Genomic DNA, 18516 nt, shown 5'->3' with positions numbered 1-18516 from the left:
TTTTACAAGTTTGAATATACTTAAACCCTTATTACTTATAAAAAGATGTTTAACGAAATTGTTTGAAAAAATTAAATATCGTGGTGTAAACTCTCTTCTAAGAATGGGTGGTTTTTTGGGTAAAGATTTGCTTTTGACAACTCATTAGCAACAAAATAGATAAACAAAGAGGCAAAAGTCAATGTTGTTCCCCACTCAATAATACCTATCCCACCTTGATCTTTTGCAATTCCTGGCATGTGCATTTGGTAAAAATCGAACCAATGTCCTATTATTACTGAAATACTACCTAACTTCAAAAAAGTAGGACGTCTTTTAGAATTTCTAGCCATTAAAATTAAGAATGGGAAGAAAAAGTTTAACACAAGACTTATATGGAATGGCCACCAGTATCTACCTTGGAAGCCAGTAAAACGTTCACGGAAATAAATCGTTTCTTCAGGTAAATTTGCATAGAATATCAATAAATATTGCGAAAACCATACATAAGTCCAGAATATTGAAAATCCAAAAATAAATTTACCTAAATCATGTAAATGACTCTCTTTTACTGCTCCTAAGTACCCTTGGTCTTTCAATAAAAGAATTGTAAGCATCATAGTTGCTAAACCTGCTACATGCCAGCTAGCTAAATGATACCAACCAAACATTGTTGAAAACCAGTGTGTATCAATTACCATAGACAAATCCCAAGCAGATGTAGATGCTGTTACTGCAAAGAAAATCAAAAATAATTTTGCTGTATTTCGACTTTTATAGTAGTTCTCTAATCCTCCCTCTTCATCTTCTAAAAGAGAATATTTACGGATTGTTTTCCATCCAAAATACCAAACAACTACATAAGCAACCAATCTTAAGAAGTAGAATGGTAGATTTAAATACCATGCTTTTCCAGCAATGATTTTATCATAATGCTCACTTGCTGGATCCATAATTCCATCATGTGTCCAATGCATCACGATATGTCTTGTTGATGGGATTGCCATTAGTATTATTAATATTACACCAGGAACAATCACAAACGAAGGTAAAGCTTCTGCAACACGCTTAATTGATGAAGACCAGCCAGCTTTAGCAACATAATTATATGCAATAAAAAATGCTCCAACTACTGATATTCCAAGAAAATAGACACTATTCATCCAAATATTGGCAATAATTCTGTGGAAAAGTGTTGCACCATGCTCGCCACCATGTTCAGAGTGACCTGCAGCTTCATGTCCAGCAGCAGCATGTTCGGCACCATGAGATTCCCAAACACCTATTGACCAGCCTTTTGATAATAAGAATGAACCAATTGCAACCATTGCAACGCCTATTAGGGCTGCAATAATAAGATTTCGTTTGGTTTCAGATTTAAACTCAAATCTTTCTTCTGTAGAAGGAATTTCGTGAGTACTATGAGCCATTTTCTTTAAATTTGAACCCTTACACTTAAAGGGTGTTAATGAATGAAATATCTATATACTTACCCTAGAATGGGTATTCCGTCACTCAACGGATTGCGTGTTTAAGATTTATTAGTTACCCAATTGTAACCTGTGTACATAATGTACAATTTTCCATCGTTCTTCTGGATTAACTTGTGAAGCATGAGCCCACATACGTCCCTTTCCAAACGTGATTACATGGAAAATATGACCATCATTCATATTTTTATATGCATCCGACGCATAATTGGGTACACCTTTATATACTTTTCCTACAGCACCATCTCCTGCCCCTTTTTCTCCATGACAGTGTTGGCAGTTTCTTTCATAAAGAACTTTCCCTTCTTCTTCTACTTTATCTGACCAAGGAATTGGATTTTTCAATGATACTTCTGCAACAGCAATACTATCCTTTGGTAAATTATAAACCATCAAATCGTTTACAGTAGTACTATCATCTTGTAAAAATGTAGTATGATAATTTGCACGAGCAATAGTTCCTTCCACTGGACTACGCATATCTTTTCCATCTGCATTAATTGTATTCGCACGCCATTGACTCAATGGTTCATACGCACGAGAGTTGTACATATTAGGAGCAAACTCCCAGCCTGTACTATTATTATCGCTACAAGATGTCAATACAGCTGTAGAAAAAGTTGCAATTGATAATGCGAGCGTAATATTTTTTAATGAAACCTTCATCTTTGAATTCTTTGAATTGATAATCAGATCAATGTTATACTTCTTTCACATTTACTTCGGAAGCACCCGATTCTTTCAATATTTTTGAAATATCGCCTTCAGAAAGTTTGTTTTTAGCAAGGTCAATTGCTAACACAAATTTATCATCCGTACTTCTTACATCAAATATGATTGGTTTAGCAGTTGGTCCCATATCTTCCATAAAAAAGAAAGTAAAAGACATACCAAAAGCTGCCAAAAGGACTGTTAATTCAAACACTATAGGAATATTGGTTGGAAAAGGAAAAAAGTTTTTTCCACCGATATTAATTGGCCAATCCACACCCATCGTCCAAAAAGTGAGAAGTAAAGCACAACAAGTACCTGTTATTCCAAATAAAAAAGCGGCTACTCCCATTCTTGGAAAACTGTACCCTAAAGCACGGTCAAGTCCATGAACAGCAAAAGGAGTATATGCTTCGTGTATTTTAACACCTTGGTGTCTAATGTCTTCAACCGCATGAAGTAATTCATCTCCATCGTCAAAAACTCCTACTAAATATTTGCTATCTGCCATTTTAAATTAATGGTTAAAAATCTTTATTATACGGTTGCTTTCTTCTTCTCTGGATATTTCTCTGATGATGATTTTAATACAGACTTCACCTCAGCCATGTTGATAACTGGCAAAAACTTAGCAAATAAGAAGAATGCTGTAAAGAAGAAACCAAACGAGAAAATATAATCTGAAATATCTCCCATACGCGGAGTAAAATATGTCCAACTTGATGGCAAATAATCACGATGTAACGATGTTACGATGATTACAAAACGTTCAAACCACATACCGATATTTACAATTACTGCCATTATGAAAGACACAAGGATGTTTTCACGTATTTTCTTGAACCAGAATAATTGTGGAGAAAGTACGTTACAAGTCATCATGGCCCAGTATGACCACCATAGTGGACCCGAAGCACGATTAATGAAAGCATATTGTTCATATTCAACACCAGAATAGGCTGCAATGAAGAACTCAGTAATATATGCGATACCAACAACTGAGCCTGTCAATGTGATAATTTTATTCATCAATGAAATATGCTCAAGTGTAACATAATCTTCTAATTTATATACTACTCTCGTTACTAGCATCAAGTTTTGTACCATCGCAAAACCAGAGAAAATCGCACCAGCCACGAAGTATGGAGGGAAGATTGTTGTATGCCATCCTGGAATTACAGAGGTTGCAAAGTCAAAAGATACAATTGTATGTACTGAAAGTACGAGAGGAGTTGAAAGACCTGCTAAAATCAATGAAACGTCTTCATATCTTGCCCAAGCTCTTGCTCCACCTGTCCAACCAATTGCCAGTGCACCATATACTTTCTTGCGAGTACCAGTTGCACGGTCACGGATTGTAGCTAAATCTGGAATTAAACCAATATACCAGAATAAGCAAGATACTGAAAAGTATGTCGAGATTGCAAAAACGTCCCATACTAATGGAGAGTTGAAGTTTACCCACAAAGAACCAAATGTATTTGGTAATGGAAGGGCAAAATATGCTAACCAAGGACGACCCATGTGCATTACAATGAATGACGCTGCACAAATAACGGCAAAAATTGTCATTGCTTCAGCTGCACGATTGATTGATGTTCTCCATTTTTGACGGAACAAAAGTAAAACTGCTGAAATAAGTGTACCAGCGTGACCGATACCTACCCACCATACGAAGTTAGTGATGTCCCACGCCCAACCTACTGTTTTGTTAAGTCCCCAAACACCAAGACCTTCCCACCATGTCCAGAATACCCAAGCTGCACCATATAATAGTACTAATACTGAAATTCCGAAAACAATTTTCCATTCTTTGGTTGGTTTTCCCTCAACCTGCTTACAAATATCTTCAGTTACATCGTGGTAAGATTTACCGTTTAGTACCAAAGTTTCTCTTATTGGTGAAACTACATGCATAGTTTTATTTTTTTGAGATATTTATTTTAAATTTTTTTTTAAACTTTATACCGATTAATAGAAATTATGAGTGATGCTCTTCTTTCTTTTCGGCTTTAGCTGCTTTCACAACACCATCTTTATTACGAATTTTCACTAAGTAGCTCATTTGTGGCTTCACGTTGATTTCTTCCAAAACGTTAAACGCACGACCTTCTTTTTCTACTTCCAACACTTTAGAGATTTGTGACTCTGGGTCAAGCATATCACCAAATGTAATTGCATTGGTTGGACAAGATTGTGAACAAGCTGTTTGAATTTCACCATCAACTGGGCGGCGACGTTCTTTTTTAGCTGTCAATTTACCTGCTTGGATACGTTGAACACACATCGAACATTTCTCAATAACTCCACGTGAACGAACTGTAACATCTGGGTTTAACACCATACGTCCTAAGTCGTTGTTCATATTAAAATCAAAGTTGTCATTTTCAAAGTATTTGAACCAGTTGAAACGACGTACTTTATATGGACAGTTGTTAGCACAATAACGAGTACCGATACAACGGTTATAGGTCATTTGGTTTAATCCTTCTGAGCTATGTGTTGTAGCTAGTACTGGACAAACAGTTTCGCAAGGTGCATTTGAACAGTGTTGACACATCATTGGCTGAAACACAACTTCTGGATTTTCAGCAGCTACTTCTAATGCCTGAAAACCACCTATGATTCCTTTTTCTGCCAAAGCTTCATCATGCGTCATTTCTGAGCTATAGTAACGGTCAATACGAATCCAGTGCATCTCTCTTGCACGAGCAACCTCTGCTTTACCAACAACTGCAACGTTATTTTCTGCTTGACAACTTACTAAACAAGACCCACAACCTGTACAGCTATTAAGGTCAATAACCATACCCCAACTGTGGTTTTTCTTCTCATGTCCATTCCAAAGTGTGATTTGGTAAGGACTTTTCTCTCCTTCTGATGTTTCGATTTTTGGCTCAAAACGACCAGCTTTTACATTGTTTACATATTCACCCAAAACAGACTCTTGTACAACCGCTGTTCGGCCCATTACGGTACTATGAGTTTGTGTTTGTGGCAATGTATATCCGTCTTTTGTCTTCTCAATTTTAGCATCACTTGCCCAATATTTACCATTTGAAATCCATGGGTAAACATTTTCACCAGTATTACCTGATTTTCCTGCAGCAGTACGGCCATAGCCTAATGCGATCGAAATTGTTCCATTTGCTTGACCAGGTTGGATTAATACTGGTAATTCTATTGATTTGCCCGCAACTGTTACTTTTGCCCAATCTCCTTGTGCAATTCCTTGCTCAGTTGCTGTTTTTTGAGAAACTGCAATTACGTTTTCCCAAGTTACTTTAGAAATTGGGTCTGGCATTTCTTGTAACCAAGGGTTATTTGCTTGCAAACCTGTTCCAATTGCTACTGATTCATAAATCGAAACTTCAATTCCTGAGCCTTTAGTTTTAGCAATTTCACCTGCGGCAACATCTATATTACCACCAAAATTTGCACTTGAAGCTGCAGTTCCAGCACCTGGCTCATAAACTCCATCGTGTAATGCTTGTACCCAAGATTTCCCACTAAGGATATTTTTAGTCCAATTTGATTTTAAATATGCTTGATAATCTGCGTTCAAACCTGCCCAAGTCAATAAACTTGATTGTGCTTGACGAGTATTAAAAATCAATGAAATTGTTGGTTGCGTAAGAGAGAAGAAGCCTTTTCTTGGCTCTGCGTCGTTCCATGACTCTAAATAATGAGGAGCTGGAGCAATATATTTACATTTTGAAGCAGTTTCATCGGCACGGTCGGCGAACGAAATTGAAGTAGCAACTTTTGATAATGCATCTCCTAGTTCTGTTCCTCTTGCATGGTCATAAACAGGATTTGACAAGAAAATTGCTGTATTAATTTGTCCTGCTTTTACTTCATTAATAAATGCGGTCATCTCAGCATCATTACCTTGACGGTAATTTATTGGAGTCCCTAAATCAATTGTTGAGCCGTAGCTTCCCAAAAGACTATTCAACGCATTTACAATTGTTTGAACAGCTAGATCGTTAGAACCCGAAACAACTAATGCTGAACCTTTAGCAGCGATAAGGTCTTTAGCACATTTATCTAAGTTTTGAACTTCGATAGCTGCACCACCAACTACTTTACCACCTAAAGCGGCAGCAACTTTATTATAAAGTGCTAAAACAAGCGTTCCTTCTTGAGAAGGTTTTATCATTCCTCTATAATCCGCAGAAGCACCTGTAATTGTCAAACCAGTTTCAAACTGAAAATGACGTGACATTGTACGTTTTCCACCTTTAGCACTACTTACTTTACGAGTTTCAGCCCATTGTCCTGCAAAAGTATTTGGAGCAATCCAAGTTCCTAAGAAATCGGCATTGATACCAACGATAACACTTGCTTTACTAAAATCATATGAAGGAATAATCGCTTGTCCAAATGATGTTTCGTTTGCTTGAACTATCGCGTAAGATGAATTTGCATCATAAGTAACATGCTTTGCAGACGGATATTTTGCGATAAAATCTGCTACTACTTTCTTAGTTGTAGGTGAAAGAATTGTATTTGAAACGATACGGATATTTCCACCTTTCGATAGAGCCGCGATCACTTCTTTATCTAAATCTTCCCATTTAATATCTGAGCTACCTTTTTTTGGTGCTTTTAATTTTTCGTTATCATATAAACTGAGAACCGATGCGTGAACTCTAGCACTTACCGCTCCTTTTGTTACAGATGACAATTTATTACCTTCTATTTTTACTGGACGACCTTCACGAGTTTTTACCAAAATGCTACAATAATCACCGCCCTCAGCATAAGTAGAAGCATACCAGTTAGGAATACCTGGCTCTACACTCTCAGGTTTATTGAGATATGGAATAGCTTTACGAACAGGTGCGTCGCAGGCAGCCAATGATACTGCAGCCATACTAAAGCCTAACACTTTCAAGAAGTCACGGCGGTGCGTCGGCTCGACAGTTTCGATATCGTCTAAATTAAATTCACGATTGGCATTCTTTACAAACCCAATGTCGTTTTTCAACTCCTCAACTCCTTTCCAATACTTTTTATTAGTATTCTCCATAGTACCCTAATTCCCTAAAGGAACTTTTATTTAATGTTATAAACTTTCTTCAGAATGTAACTCTTTGTAAAACGGTATGTATTAATAGTGGCATTTTGCACACTCTAAACCACCATTATCTTGTACTTTCATCGCACCTTTGCTTACAAGGCTATGTGCCTCCATCAATTTAGTATAATAGCCATTGTCTTTGCCATTAACCTCTGATTTGCGGTGGCAGTCAATACACCATCCCATAGTTAAAGATGAGCGTTGTTGTACAACTTCCATTTTCTCAATTTCTCCATGACAGTTTTTACACTCTAAACCGCCAACATTGGTGTGTTGAGCATGGTTGAAATATGCTAAATCAGGCAAGTTGTGTACACGTACCCACTCGATTGGTTTATTACTTTCGATAGCAGAATAAATCTTTTGAATTTCTGGAGACTCACGCTTGATCGCATTATGGCAGTTCATACAGATATTTGCAGAAGGAATACCCGATTGTTTACCTTTATATACGCCTGTATGACAGTAAGCACAATTAATTTTCATTTCACCAGCATGAAGCTTATGTGAGAAAGCAATTGGTTGTTTTGGTGCATATCCTTGATGAACTCCAATTCCGTACATTCCATCGAACGTTGCTTTTGTAGCAAGTAAAATAAATGCCCAAACGATTGCCGAACGAACAGTTTTGTTGGCTGCAATGTTTTTGAAGCTTGCTTTTAATTTTTCACCAAATGAAGCAGAAGATTCTAATGATTCTCCACCTGATAATCTGTTAAGCAATTGAAGGATTCCTAGTAAAGCTACCAAAACTAAAGCCATGATAACTAACAATGAAATCAAAATAACATTGATAAATTTACCACCGCCCGTTTCTGCTGGTTGTGTTACTTTATTAGGGTCAACTGGACCCTCTACTTTTGGAGCGGCAGCAGATTTAACATATGCCAAAATTGCTTTTACTTCATCATCACCAAATGCTCCGAAAGCAGTCATTTGAGTTTTGTTGTATTTGGCATAAAGTTCGTTGGCATATTTATCGCCACTACCTATTACGCCCATTGGATTGTTTATCCATTTTTTGAGCCAAGCATAATCTCGGCGTTCCTCGATTCCAGCTAAACCTGGGCCAACGACAACCTCAGCCGTTACAGCATGACATTGTGCACAGTTATTTTTAAATAACCCTTCCCCTTTCGCTACATCTCCACCAGCACCAGCAGCAGGTGCTGCCGAGGCGGCAGAAGTACTGTCTTGTGCTGTCGCATTTCCCAAAGATATGCTTACAACAACCGCAAGAGCTAAAATTGACTTATAAAATTTACGAATCATATTTATATATAAATGTAGTACACCTACTTTTTCAGACTGCAAAACTACGCTACTATTGTTTTCCATCAAACAGGTTTTGTTATTTTTTTTATAGCCAAACGTAATTTAGAACTATTTTAAATAAATACATAAAACACTGTCTATAAGCACTTTACAATAAAAAACCATTCCACAATCAACGTATATAGATGATAATGGAATGGTATTTTAGCAAGAATATCAGTTTGTATGGAACGCATACATAACATACTGTGTTTGAAAATTCTAATTTGCTATAGATGTTGCAAAGGTACATTATAAAGCTTTTTTTTACAAGGATAACCCCATAAACTTACATTTTTGCATTTAAAACTTTATTTGATATGTTTAGCAAGATTCGGGTTTTGAGAACAATAATCTATTTCTATGTTGCAATTTATTTCAAAATTTACGCCTCAATGATTCACTTAGAAACTCCTACCGAATTTAGTTTTGAACAAACACTCCGTTTTTTAACTCGCAACCAGAAAGAGTGTTTGCACTTTGTCAAAAATGACCAAGTTTTTAAAACCCTTTCCATCAACAATGCTTTAGTACTATTTGCTATTTCTTTCGATTCTGGGTTGCAAATATCAATCCATTCTGAACAGACTGACGAAAAAAACATTAAAATAATAAAAAAATATGTGTCTGATTGGTTTGATTTAGAAGCGGATTTAAAAACATTTTACGAAGTTGCACAAAATGATTCTGTTTTGAAAAATCTTTGTCAAAAATTTTATGGGCTACGAATGATTGGAATGCCTGATTTATTTGAATCATTGATTTGGTCAATTATTGGTCAACAAATAAATTTGAATTTCGCATATTCTTTGAAAGAAAAATTGGTTCAAAACTTCGGTCAGAAATTAATTTTTAAAGATGACGTTTTTTATGCCTTACCAACTCCCGAAAAATTGGCAAGTCTAAACATTGAAGATTTTCAGCCTTTCCAATTTAGTAAAAGTAAGGCCCAATATATATTAAATGTATCGAGAGCATTTGCTGAAGGTCATTTATCTCAAGAAATGCTAGCTAAACTTCCTTTTGAAGAAATTAGACAAAAATTGGTTGCTATCAAAGGTATTGGCAATTGGACTGCGAATTATTCAATGATGAAAAGTTTGAAAAACTATGATGCTTTTCCTGTTGAAGATGTTGGTCTGCACAATGCCGTAAAAACACAATATAATTTACCCGCAAAACCGTCCATTAAAGAACTACATTCGATGTCCGAAAAATGGGCTGGCTGGCGAGGATACGCTACTTTCTATTTTTGGCATTCGCTTTTAGGTTAGATTTATGTGAACTAATTTTGAGCAATTACGATTTTTAAGATAGATAATTTTCTTGATAAATGACAAAAAAAACTTTAATCATTGGTGCTTCAACTGAACCTAGCCGATACGCATATTTGGCAGCAAATAAGTTAGTAAATCACCAACACGAAATAGAGCTTTTAGGCCTAAAAAGCGGAATCGTTGCAGGGAAAGAGATTACTACAGAAAAAGAAAACTTTAGTAATATAGATACAGTAACAATGTACATCAGCCCAAAACACCAAAGTGAGTATTTTGATTATATAGCAGACTTAAAGCCTCGTCGAGTAATATTTAACCCTGGCACTGAAAACCATGAATTTGAGGAGTTTTTAGAAAAAAAAGGTATCGAACCTATCGAAGCTTGTACTTTGGTATTGCTTTCTACGGGGCAGTATTAGCCATTCGGCCTTCAAAACCCATTTCTATCAATTTTTTGTATGCTTCCCAAACCATTTCGGGTATTTCCATTGATACCAAAAACCCTTTTTCTGGATAAATTTTTAGCCGTTGCAAATCGCCAGTCATATTACTGATAACTCTTTCTTTGCTAATATTATTTTGCTCGCAACGAGCGATGTATTCGGCATAAGAATCAGGCTTCGCTACCGAAACAAAGCTAAATTCGGCAAACTGCACCAAGGCAGTAGCATATGTTCGACGTACCATATATGGTTTTTGAACAAGAATAAAACTTTTATAGTCAAGCCTTTTTTCATTCAATAGTTTTCTGGTACAACTAAAATTTTCTCCAGTATTGGTCGCTTTGTTTTCAAGAATAATTGCATCAACAGGAACACCGCTTTTTACAGCAATATCAAAAAAAGCTTCAGCTTCTGACTTAGGTATTTCATTTCTTAGCTCACCAATTGGACGAATAACTCCCCCAGAAAAAATAATAGTTGAAGCCCACCCTTCTTTGTATAATTGTACCGCATAATCTGCAACACTTGGGTCATGGCTGCCTAACACAAAAATAGCATCGGCTGTTTGAAGTGGCTGTTTCAAAAAATGATAATCGTACAAAATCTGAGCGTAATAATCAAAGAGGTTTTCAGCCATTTGCGTATAAATTTTACCAATCGGCAAAATTATTAATTATTACTCAAAAAACATCAATACTTTTATTCATGAATTTCGTCAGAGATTCATCAACTAAAATTAAAAATCAATATTTACTAAAATGGTTAACGCAAAACATTTAGCAACATTCATACTCGGAGCAGCAGCGGGTGTAGCACTTAATAAATATTTTCAAACCGAAGAAGGAGAAAAAGCTTTGGCTGATTTGAAAGTAAAAGCGGGTCAATTTAAAGACGAAGCCGAGCAAGCAATTGACAAAGCTCCTGAATATTTTGAAAAATTAAAAACCGAAGTAAGTGCTACTTTGAAAGACAATTTTCCTGATGCAGAAGTATTTTTGCAAGAATTATTCGGAAAAACTAAAGCAGCAAACAATCCAGCTACGGAAGAACCCAAAGCGTAAGTTTTGTAGAAATAAAAGTAAAGAGAGAAGATGCAATATCTTCTCTCTTTACTTTTATTATTTACTCAAGGTTAAACTCACTTTGTATTCTTTTTGACTGGTTTCGTTGGTATCTTTAGGATAAGGCAGTACATCCGATACCTCCACATTGTATTTTTGTCCGCCAACATCAATAGTTGTTTTAACGGGGTTTGATTCAAAATCAATCGAACCATCTTTTGAAATACTTTTCTCTGTAATTGTAAAGAAAACTCTTGCCATACCTGCCCAAACACAGGTTACATTTTTGGGACATCGACTATCTTCAATTTTGGTTATTTTGATTTTCACACCTTCTTGATACACTACTTCGGTATCAAAACTTAATTCGACCTTGGTGGCTAATTTTGGCGATAAGTCTATTGTTTCTTGCGTACAAGCGGCTGTCGAAGCCAATAAGAGAGCTATTATTAGATTTTTCATAGTTATCATTTTTTTTCTGTTTAAACTAGATTCCCATTTGGTTAAAATGGTTGGAATAACTCTATATATTTCCAAAAATAACCATTCTTCACGAGTTGTACTTCATTTATGTAGATTTTTTTGAATGATAATGACATAAATCATATATTCGCTTCATATAAATTTAAACCTCAATTATTTCCATGCGTTCTCACGAAATTGACTACAAAATCTTTGGCGAAGATATTCAAATCGTCGAAATTGAACTTGACCCAAACGAAACCGTTATTGCAGAAGCTGGCTCGATGCTTTTTATGGAAGACGGAATCATGTTTGAAACCAAAATGGGAGACGGCTCGCAACCGCAACAAAGTTTGTTTGGCAAATTAATGCAAGCAGGTAGTAGAGTTTTAATGGGCGAATCCATTTTTATGACTCATTTTACCAATCGTTCTAATATTAAACGAAAGGTAGCTTTTGCTGCACCATATCCTGGAACAATTAAAGCCGTTGATTTGGCACAAATCATGGGAAATACGCTCATTGTACAAAAAGATGCATTCTTGTGTGCCGCCATGGGAACAAGTATCTCTATCCATTTTAACCAACGCCTTGGTGCGGGTTTCTTCGGTGGAGAAGGTTTTATTCTTGAAAAAATTCAAGGTGATGGAATGGCATTTATCCATTCTGGTGGCGTGGTGATTGAACGCCAACTCAACAACGAAACACTACGCATTGATACGGGTTGTGTAGTTGGTTTTGAGCCGCAATTACAATTTGATATTGAGCGTTCGGGGAGTTTGAAATCAATGGTTTTTGGTGGAGAAGGAATATTTTTAGCAACCCTTCGAGGCACAGGAAAAGTTTGGATTCAATCATTACCAATTTCAAAATTAATTCAACGTTTAACCCCATACGGTGGAAATGCCAGTAAAGAAAGTGGCTCAGTTCTAGGTGGTTTAGGCAGCCTTTTTGAAGGATAAAAAATTGTTGTTGATAGAAAATAGCCACCTCTTTTGGGTGGCTATTTTTATTTGTAGAATTGACAATTATTTATCAAATTTAAAGTAAATTGCCTTTCTTTTTAATTCAACCATCTATTAAGACAATGAATATCAATCGCAGAAAATTTTTGCAACAATCGGCTTCATTAGCCGCTTTGGCATTTATGACCAATGACTTACAAGCCAAAGGAACACTCAAACAATTTGGTTGTCAGCTTTATAGTATCCGTGATGTACTTCCAAATGACCCGAAAAACTACATGAAGCAATTGGCCGATATGGGTTATAAATATTTTGAAAGCTACTCAAAAGACCCATTTTGGGGTATGGCTCCAAAAGATGCAAAAATGTTTTTGGATGACATCGGCGTTAATATGGTCAGTACTCATTTAGGTTTGGGTGATACAAACGAAGAAATGATTGCCAAATGTGCTGAAGGTGGCTTGAAATATGTAATTTGTCCAGGCATTGGAATGCAACCATCAGCCGCTGCTTGGAAACAGAAAGCTGAAACATTTACCAAAAACGGTGAAATCTGTAAAAAATATGGTTTGCGTTATGGTTATCATAATCATGCTTATTCTTTCCAAAATGCCAATGGTATAAAAGGACAAAGAATTTTATTAGAAAACACAGACCCATCAATCGTTTGTTTTGAATTGGATATGTGTTGGAGCGAAGCAGCAGGTGAAAACAGCATTGAACACTTAAAACAATACGGCAATCGCTACGAACTTTGTCACATCAAACAGCTTGCTACGAAAGACCCCAAACCTCAGCAAACCGACCTTGCATCAGGAATAATTGATTATAAAGGCTTGCTTCGTGCAGCAAAAGATAGTGGAATCAAATATTTTTTGGTTGAGCAAGAGCAATATCCAATTGGGCCGATTGAAAGTATGAAAAGCGATGCTATTTATTTGAAAGACTTGAAATTTTAATTTCACTACGAAATGTAAGGCGATGAAAGGGCGTGAAACCATGCTCTTTTATCGCTTTTTTGTGAAACAATGTCGGATAACCTGCATTTTGTTCCCAACGATAATTTGGAAATTCGATTGCAAGTTTTTCCATTAAATCATCTCGATAAGTTTTAGCTAAAATCGAAGCTGCGGCAATTGATAAAAATTTGGCATCACCTTTTACAATGCATGTATGCGGAATAAGCGGATAAGGCGTAAAACGATTACCATCAATCAGTAAATGTTCGGGGCGAAGCTTTAAACTTTCAACTGCTCGGTGCATAGCCAAAAAACTAGCTTTTAGAATATTTATTTTATCAATTTCTTCATTAGAGGCTTCGGCAACCGCAAAAGAAATTGCATCTCGTTCGATTTCAATTCTTAAAGCCTGTCTTTGTTTTTGATTTAATTGCTTTGAATCATTGAGCCATTCATGTGTATAATCTTTGGGCAAAATAACTGCCGCTGCCACTACTGGCCCAGCCAAACACCCTCGACCAGCCTCATCAAGTCCTGCTTCTATGGCATTTATATTATAATATGAACGGAGCATAAAAAAACAAGGTATCTGTTTTGTCTTCACTGCATTAGTGAAACGGAATTTATGAATATTATTTACTTTTAAAAGTTACTCTATCTTCATTTTTTTAATCAAGAAATAAAAACGGCCAGTAAGCAAAACTGCTGAAACTGTAAGTCCCGCCAAAAGGCCCACCCAAATACCGATTGCATCCATTTCCATCTTGAAAGCTAGAAAATAGCCCAAAGGCAACGAAATAACCCAGTAAGCAAACATCGTTATCCACGTCGGAATATTTACATCGGCAATGCCCCGCAAAATTCCTAAAGAAACGACTTGGATTCCATCAGATAATTGAAAAATAGCAGCAACTAACATCAATTGCATCGCAATCTTAATTACCTCATTATCAGATATATACAATTCAACGAAGAAACGATTAAAGACAAAAATCAGCAACATCATGGTTGTCATAAAAATAATCACCAATAACAAAGCGACATTACCCGAAAACCTAATTTTACGAACATCTTTTAGGCCACGACCTTCGCCTACTCTGATTCCTCCCGCAATACCCAAACCCGAAGCCATCATATACGTTGTCGATGCCACATTAATAGCAATTTGATGAGCCGCCAATTGATTTTCGCCTAGCCAGCCCATCATAATTACAGCTAATGAAAAAGCTGCAATTTCAAAGAAAAATTGTAAACCACTCGGTACACCAATTTTAAAAATAATTGACACTAAGTCATTGACTTTCAGTGATTTATATTTTACATGAAGGTATTTTTTGAATGTTTTTGTATTGAATAAATAAGCAAACATTGCAATCATCATCAAAATTCGAGTGATAAGCGTAGATGCAGCCGAACCATTTAAACCCATTTTTGGAAAACCTAGATAGCCATTAATTAAAACAATGTTGAAAATCAAATTTAAAACCAAACCAAAAACTGTTATCATCATGGCTACGTAAGTGCGTGAAAGTCCGTCAGAAAGTTGTTTCGCAGCAGCAAAAACAAACATAAAAGCATTTGAAACAATAATAATTGCCATGAAAGTTGGAGCTTGTAGGTTTATTTCAGGCGATTGTTGAAAAATTTCAAAGAAATAAATACAAATAAATCCCACCACTCCAAGAATCAAACTAAACCACAAAGCCACTTTAATTCCTGCCCTAAAAAGGCGATTAATTTCGACAATATTTCGCTCGGCCTTCGCTTTTGAAATCAGTGGAGCAACCACCGAAAGTCCACCCATACCAATAGAAGCAATCAAAAAAGACATTGAATTGGCAATACCCGCCGAACCAAGTCCAACTTTTCCAATGTACCGACCAACCATTATATTATCTGTAACTCCCATCAAAACTACCCCAAGCTGGGCAATAACAATCGGCAATGCAAGCAGAAAAGTTTTCTTTATTTCTTCTTGGTAATGTTGTGAAAAAATAGGCATAAAAATATAAACAGAAGTGTAATTTTAGGCAAAGGTCGTAAAAATTGGTCAAGAATTATTATAGGTTGTTTAACTTTGCATCTGATACTTAACTTCTTTCAATGAAAAAACTCCTTTTACCCTCTATTCTTATTGGTGCTTTGCTAAATGCTTGCACTTTTCCTGAACAAGGAAATACCCCAACAAACCTTGACGGACATTGGTTAAATCAAGAATATTTGGAAGCTCTCGAAGCATCGCACTCACCCATAAATGTAGCTAAAAACTATACTTTTTATGTAACTGAGTTAATTTATGACCACACAAAAGGAGATTCATTGCTGGTTTTTAATGGTCAAGCAGAGTTTGCTAATTTACCTATGAAACGTCATGGCGATACGCTCAGTTTGAAGCTTAACCAAGATGCAGAAACTAATATTATTTATTCGGCCAATACAAAAACATTGGTTTTTGCGGACAAAGAACTTAACCGAGTTTTTAGATTCGTACGAGCCGATAGCAATCTTATTGACAAAAGTTTTACTCCGAAAGTTGCGTTTCCTTCGGCAGTAAATAAAATTCTTTTTGAAGGCAATTGGGATATTTTTGAACACCTTTCTACCCAAAAATCGGCTAATTTTAGTCGATTCGGCACAATAAATGGCTGGGATAAATACGATAATTATACGGTTTGTGTGAATGGAGATTGTGTATCGAATGAAGACGGCGACGTAATTTTCTTGGGAAATAAAGAAAAATCGGACGCCTACGGTTTTCGTTCAAAAGGAGATTCTATTACAATTTTTGAACTAAAACAAATCAATGACCCCGACGAAAAACCCATTTATAAAAACGGCATTCCGCTGATGCTTTTAGCTAAAAAGAAAAAGTAAATGAAGCATTCATATTCAACAAAAAAGGCTTTTCCATAAGAAAAAGCCTTTTTTGTGCTATAAAATGAAAGTTAAAACTATTCAACTTTACTTAATTTCACGGTGTTTGTACGATTGTTGTCTTGCAACGGCAAACTCAAAGTATTGATAAACAAATCTCCCTTTTGTAATTCGCCTTTTTCAATCAAAACATTTTTAATCGCATCAACTACTTCTTCAACATTTTTGCCTTTCATTGCTTCAGTCATGAAAACTTGCACACCCGAATAAAGGCTCAATTGTGTTGATAATTTTTCGTTATTTGTAAAAATAAATAAACCCGCTTTTGGACGGTGATGCGACAAGCGAACAGCTGTATAACCAGATGAAGTAATGCCAATAATAGCTTTTACTTTCAAGTCACGAGCCAAACGACAAGCGGTCATTACAACATTATCGTTTTCTTTTTCTTCTGATTGGTAAGAGTCTTCAGTAACACGTGTGTGGTGACGGAAATAGAGTTTTTTCTCATCAGCTAGTTCTTCCACTTTCACAATTGTATTTACCATTGTTTCAACGGCCAAAATCGGATATTTACCCGATGCACTTTCGGCACTTAACATGACGGCATCTGCTCCGTCGAGTACGGCATTTGCTACATCGCCTACTTCTGCACGAGTTGGACGTGGACTGTCAATCATGCTTTCCAACATTTGTGTTGCTACGATAACAGGCTTGGCAGCCAAGTTAGACATTTCAACCAAACGTTTCTGAATCATTGGCACATCTTCTGAAGGAAGTTCAACACCCAAATCTCCACGAGCAACCATAATGGCATCACTAGCATTTACGATCGCTTCCATATTAGTAATTGCTTCTGGTTTCTCAACTTTAGCGATTACTTTGGCACTTTTGCCTTGTTCTTTGATATATTTTTGAATATCTTGAATTTCTTCGGCTGTACGAACAAATGAAAGGGCAACCCAATCAACGTCGTTTGCCAAGCCAAATTTCAAATCTTCCCAATCTTTATCTGTAACAGATGGCTGAGAAATATTAGTGTTCGGTAAATTTACACCTTTCTTTTGTTTCAAAAGTCCACCGTAAACAACTTCTGTAATTACGTCAGAACCATCTTTTCCTATTACTTTAACTTCTAGTTTTCCATCATCCATCAAAATTCTCTCCCCAACTTGTACATCATTGTACATACCTTTATAAGGGGTACTTACTCTTTCGGCATTTCCGACGATATCATCGCTGGCAAATCTCAATTGATTTCCCGCAAAAATTTCAACGCCATCGTTGCCACTTTCCATCAGACCAATTCTGATTTTTGGGCCTTGTAAATCTTGTAAGATGGCACATTTGTAGCCATGCTCTTTATTGATTTTTCGAATACGGTCGATACGAACTTGATGGTCGGCGTGCGTTCCGTGAGAGAAATTCAAACGGAAAACGTTCACACCAGCTTTTGCCAATGCCAATAACATTTCTTCGCTTTCTGAAGCAGGGCCGACAGTTGCTACTATTTTGGTTTTTCTTTGCATAGGTGAAATAAAATTTTTATTCGGCTTAGGAATAGTGCAAAAATACTAAAATTGCGGAAGAATTACAGAATATTTGAAACAGAATGGAGCAATGAAATTTTGCAAAATATTTAATAACCTGATTATCAACCTATTAAACAATATTTTTATTATTATTTATTCTTAAAAACATTCCTCAAAATAGTGGACATTTGACCTATAATAGTACTTTGATGATATTTATTACCTACTCCCAACTTAGATTTACCATATTCTTAAATTTAGTTTTTTTAGAAAAAAATTCGTTTTTTTTTGTCTAAAAAAAATATTTGACTAAATTTGTATCACTTAAAAATAACAAAACCATTGAATCATTCGTCAATCGCA

General features: G+C 36.0%; 17 protein-coding genes. 6 read left to right on the top strand and 11 right to left on the bottom strand.

Annotated features, from left to right (window positions below; all coding sequences use genetic code 11):
- Nucleotides 1–71 precede the first annotated feature (71 nt).
- The 6 genes from MJQ71_RS15565 to MJQ71_RS15540 form a co-directional block, all read right to left on the bottom strand.
- The gene (locus MJQ71_RS15565) at nucleotides 72–1409 is read right to left on the bottom strand and encodes a quinol:cytochrome C oxidoreductase (protein ID WP_238807552.1); all 1338 of its coding nucleotides are present in this window, start codon (nucleotides 1407–1409) and stop codon (nucleotides 72–74) included.
- Nucleotides 1410–1520: 111 nt separating this feature from the next.
- Nucleotides 1521–2135 carry a c-type cytochrome gene (locus MJQ71_RS15560; RefSeq protein WP_238807551.1) on the bottom strand — a complete coding sequence of 205 codons (615 nt, stop codon included), beginning with the start codon at nucleotides 2133–2135 and terminating at the stop codon, nucleotides 1521–1523.
- Nucleotides 2136–2169: 34 nt separating this feature from the next.
- Nucleotides 2170–2691 (bottom strand): DUF3341 domain-containing protein, encoded by a 522-nt coding sequence (locus MJQ71_RS15555; RefSeq protein ID WP_238807550.1) that lies wholly within the window; start codon nucleotides 2689–2691, stop codon nucleotides 2170–2172.
- Nucleotides 2692–2717: 26 nt separating this feature from the next.
- On the bottom strand, nucleotides 2718–4097 hold the full coding sequence (gene nrfD, locus MJQ71_RS15550) for an NrfD/PsrC family molybdoenzyme membrane anchor subunit (RefSeq protein ID WP_238807549.1): 1380 nt from the start codon (nucleotides 4095–4097) through the stop codon (nucleotides 2718–2720).
- 64 nt (nucleotides 4098–4161) lie between these two features.
- Nucleotides 4162–7215, bottom strand: a complete 3054-nt coding sequence (locus tag MJQ71_RS15545) for a TAT-variant-translocated molybdopterin oxidoreductase (RefSeq protein ID WP_238807548.1) — start codon at nucleotides 7213–7215, stop codon at nucleotides 4162–4164.
- Between the two features lie 81 nt (nucleotides 7216–7296).
- Nucleotides 7297–8538, bottom strand: coding sequence for a c-type cytochrome (locus tag MJQ71_RS15540; protein WP_238807861.1), 1242 nt, complete (start codon nucleotides 8536–8538; stop codon nucleotides 7297–7299).
- A 437-nt stretch (nucleotides 8539–8975) separates the two neighbouring features.
- Here MJQ71_RS15540 and MJQ71_RS15535 point away from each other — a divergent pair, with 437 nt between their 5' ends.
- Nucleotides 8976–9854 carry a DNA-3-methyladenine glycosylase family protein gene (locus MJQ71_RS15535; RefSeq protein ID WP_238807547.1) on the top strand — a complete coding sequence of 293 codons (879 nt, stop codon included), beginning with the start codon at nucleotides 8976–8978 and terminating at the stop codon, nucleotides 9852–9854.
- A gap of 59 nt (nucleotides 9855–9913) precedes the next feature.
- On the top strand, nucleotides 9914–10276 hold the full coding sequence (locus MJQ71_RS15530) for a CoA-binding protein (RefSeq protein WP_238807546.1): 363 nt from the start codon (nucleotides 9914–9916) through the stop codon (nucleotides 10274–10276).
- Here MJQ71_RS15530 and MJQ71_RS15525 read toward each other — a convergent pair.
- Nucleotides 10260–10937 (bottom strand): YdcF family protein, encoded by a 678-nt coding sequence (locus MJQ71_RS15525; protein WP_238807545.1) that lies wholly within the window; start codon nucleotides 10935–10937, stop codon nucleotides 10260–10262. The genes MJQ71_RS15530 and MJQ71_RS15525 overlap by 17 nt on opposite strands.
- 121 nt (nucleotides 10938–11058) lie before the next feature.
- Between MJQ71_RS15525 and MJQ71_RS15520 the strand changes: the two genes are divergently transcribed.
- On the top strand, nucleotides 11059–11361 hold the full coding sequence (locus tag MJQ71_RS15520; protein ID WP_238807544.1) for a YtxH domain-containing protein: 303 nt from the start codon (nucleotides 11059–11061) through the stop codon (nucleotides 11359–11361).
- A 57-nt stretch (nucleotides 11362–11418) separates the two neighbouring features.
- Here the strand turns inward: MJQ71_RS15520 and MJQ71_RS15515 are convergent, their stop codons facing one another.
- Nucleotides 11419–11823, bottom strand: coding sequence for a hypothetical protein (locus MJQ71_RS15515; protein ID WP_238807543.1), 405 nt, complete (start codon nucleotides 11821–11823; stop codon nucleotides 11419–11421).
- Between the two features lie 182 nt (nucleotides 11824–12005).
- On the opposite strand from MJQ71_RS15515, the gene MJQ71_RS15510 reads away from it, so the two are divergent.
- On the top strand, nucleotides 12006–12785 hold the full coding sequence (locus tag MJQ71_RS15510; protein ID WP_238807542.1) for a TIGR00266 family protein: 780 nt from the start codon (nucleotides 12006–12008) through the stop codon (nucleotides 12783–12785).
- A 125-nt stretch (nucleotides 12786–12910) separates the two neighbouring features.
- Nucleotides 12911–13747 carry a sugar phosphate isomerase/epimerase family protein gene (locus MJQ71_RS15505; RefSeq protein ID WP_238807541.1) on the top strand — a complete coding sequence of 279 codons (837 nt, stop codon included), beginning with the start codon at nucleotides 12911–12913 and terminating at the stop codon, nucleotides 13745–13747.
- Here the strand turns inward: MJQ71_RS15505 and rnhB are convergent.
- Nucleotides 13719–14321 (bottom strand): ribonuclease HII, encoded by a 603-nt coding sequence (rnhB, locus tag MJQ71_RS15500; protein ID WP_238807540.1) that lies wholly within the window; start codon nucleotides 14319–14321, stop codon nucleotides 13719–13721. The genes MJQ71_RS15505 and rnhB overlap by 29 nt on opposite strands.
- 75 nt (nucleotides 14322–14396) lie before the next feature.
- The gene (locus tag MJQ71_RS15495) at nucleotides 14397–15749 is read right to left on the bottom strand and encodes an MATE family efflux transporter (RefSeq protein ID WP_238807539.1); all 1353 of its coding nucleotides are present in this window, start codon (nucleotides 15747–15749) and stop codon (nucleotides 14397–14399) included.
- Between the two features lie 101 nt (nucleotides 15750–15850).
- Here MJQ71_RS15495 and MJQ71_RS15490 point away from each other — a divergent pair, with 101 nt between their 5' ends.
- The gene (locus tag MJQ71_RS15490) at nucleotides 15851–16621 is read left to right on the top strand and encodes a hypothetical protein (RefSeq protein WP_238807538.1); all 771 of its coding nucleotides are present in this window, start codon (nucleotides 15851–15853) and stop codon (nucleotides 16619–16621) included.
- Between the two features lie 77 nt (nucleotides 16622–16698).
- Here MJQ71_RS15490 and pyk read toward each other — a convergent pair whose 3' ends face one another.
- Nucleotides 16699–18150: a pyruvate kinase gene (pyk, locus tag MJQ71_RS15485; protein WP_238807537.1), complete on the bottom strand. Its 1452-nt coding sequence runs from the start codon at nucleotides 18148–18150 to the stop codon at nucleotides 16699–16701.
- Nucleotides 18151–18516: the final 366 nt, after the last annotated feature.

It is taken from the genome of Emticicia aquatica (genome assembly GCF_923079645.1).
Taxonomy (GTDB): Bacteria; Bacteroidota; Bacteroidia; order Cytophagales; family Spirosomataceae; genus Emticicia; species Emticicia aquatica.
The sequence above is the reverse complement of the archived record's forward strand: the minus strand, read 5'-3'. Positions and strand labels throughout refer to the sequence as shown.

What these genes read in the sequence shown, in the direction of transcription:
- MJQ71_RS15495 (WP_238807539.1), bottom strand. Translation starts at nt 15,749, where the DNA reads ATGCCTATTTTTTCACAACATTACCAAGAAGAAATAAAGAAAACTTTT.
- MJQ71_RS15540 (WP_238807861.1), bottom strand. Translation starts at nt 8,538, where the DNA reads ATGATTCGTAAATTTTATAAGTCAATTTTAGCTCTTGCGGTTGTTGTA.
- MJQ71_RS15505 (WP_238807541.1), top strand. Translation starts at nt 12,911, where the DNA reads ATGAATATCAATCGCAGAAAATTTTTGCAACAATCGGCTTCATTAGCC.
- MJQ71_RS15530 (WP_238807546.1), top strand. Translation starts at nt 9,914, where the DNA reads ATGACAAAAAAAACTTTAATCATTGGTGCTTCAACTGAACCTAGCCGA.
- MJQ71_RS15555 (WP_238807550.1), bottom strand. Translation starts at nt 2,691, where the DNA reads ATGGCAGATAGCAAATATTTAGTAGGAGTTTTTGACGATGGAGATGAA.
- MJQ71_RS15565 (WP_238807552.1), bottom strand. Translation starts at nt 1,409, where the DNA reads ATGGCTCATAGTACTCACGAAATTCCTTCTACAGAAGAAAGATTTGAG.
- rnhB (WP_238807540.1), bottom strand. Translation starts at nt 14,321, where the DNA reads ATGCTCCGTTCATATTATAATATAAATGCCATAGAAGCAGGACTTGAT.
- MJQ71_RS15520 (WP_238807544.1), top strand. Translation starts at nt 11,059, where the DNA reads ATGGTTAACGCAAAACATTTAGCAACATTCATACTCGGAGCAGCAGCG.
- MJQ71_RS15515 (WP_238807543.1), bottom strand. Translation starts at nt 11,823, where the DNA reads ATGAAAAATCTAATAATAGCTCTCTTATTGGCTTCGACAGCCGCTTGT.
- pyk (WP_238807537.1), bottom strand. Translation starts at nt 18,150, where the DNA reads ATGCAAAGAAAAACCAAAATAGTAGCAACTGTCGGCCCTGCTTCAGAA.
- MJQ71_RS15525 (WP_238807545.1), bottom strand. Translation starts at nt 10,937, where the DNA reads ATGGCTGAAAACCTCTTTGATTATTACGCTCAGATTTTGTACGATTAT.
- MJQ71_RS15510 (WP_238807542.1), top strand. Translation starts at nt 12,006, where the DNA reads ATGCGTTCTCACGAAATTGACTACAAAATCTTTGGCGAAGATATTCAA.
- nrfD (WP_238807549.1), bottom strand. Translation starts at nt 4,097, where the DNA reads ATGCATGTAGTTTCACCAATAAGAGAAACTTTGGTACTAAACGGTAAA.
- MJQ71_RS15490 (WP_238807538.1), top strand. Translation starts at nt 15,851, where the DNA reads ATGAAAAAACTCCTTTTACCCTCTATTCTTATTGGTGCTTTGCTAAAT.
- MJQ71_RS15545 (WP_238807548.1), bottom strand. Translation starts at nt 7,215, where the DNA reads ATGGAGAATACTAATAAAAAGTATTGGAAAGGAGTTGAGGAGTTGAAA.
- MJQ71_RS15560 (WP_238807551.1), bottom strand. Translation starts at nt 2,135, where the DNA reads ATGAAGGTTTCATTAAAAAATATTACGCTCGCATTATCAATTGCAACT.
- MJQ71_RS15535 (WP_238807547.1), top strand. Translation starts at nt 8,976, where the DNA reads ATGATTCACTTAGAAACTCCTACCGAATTTAGTTTTGAACAAACACTC.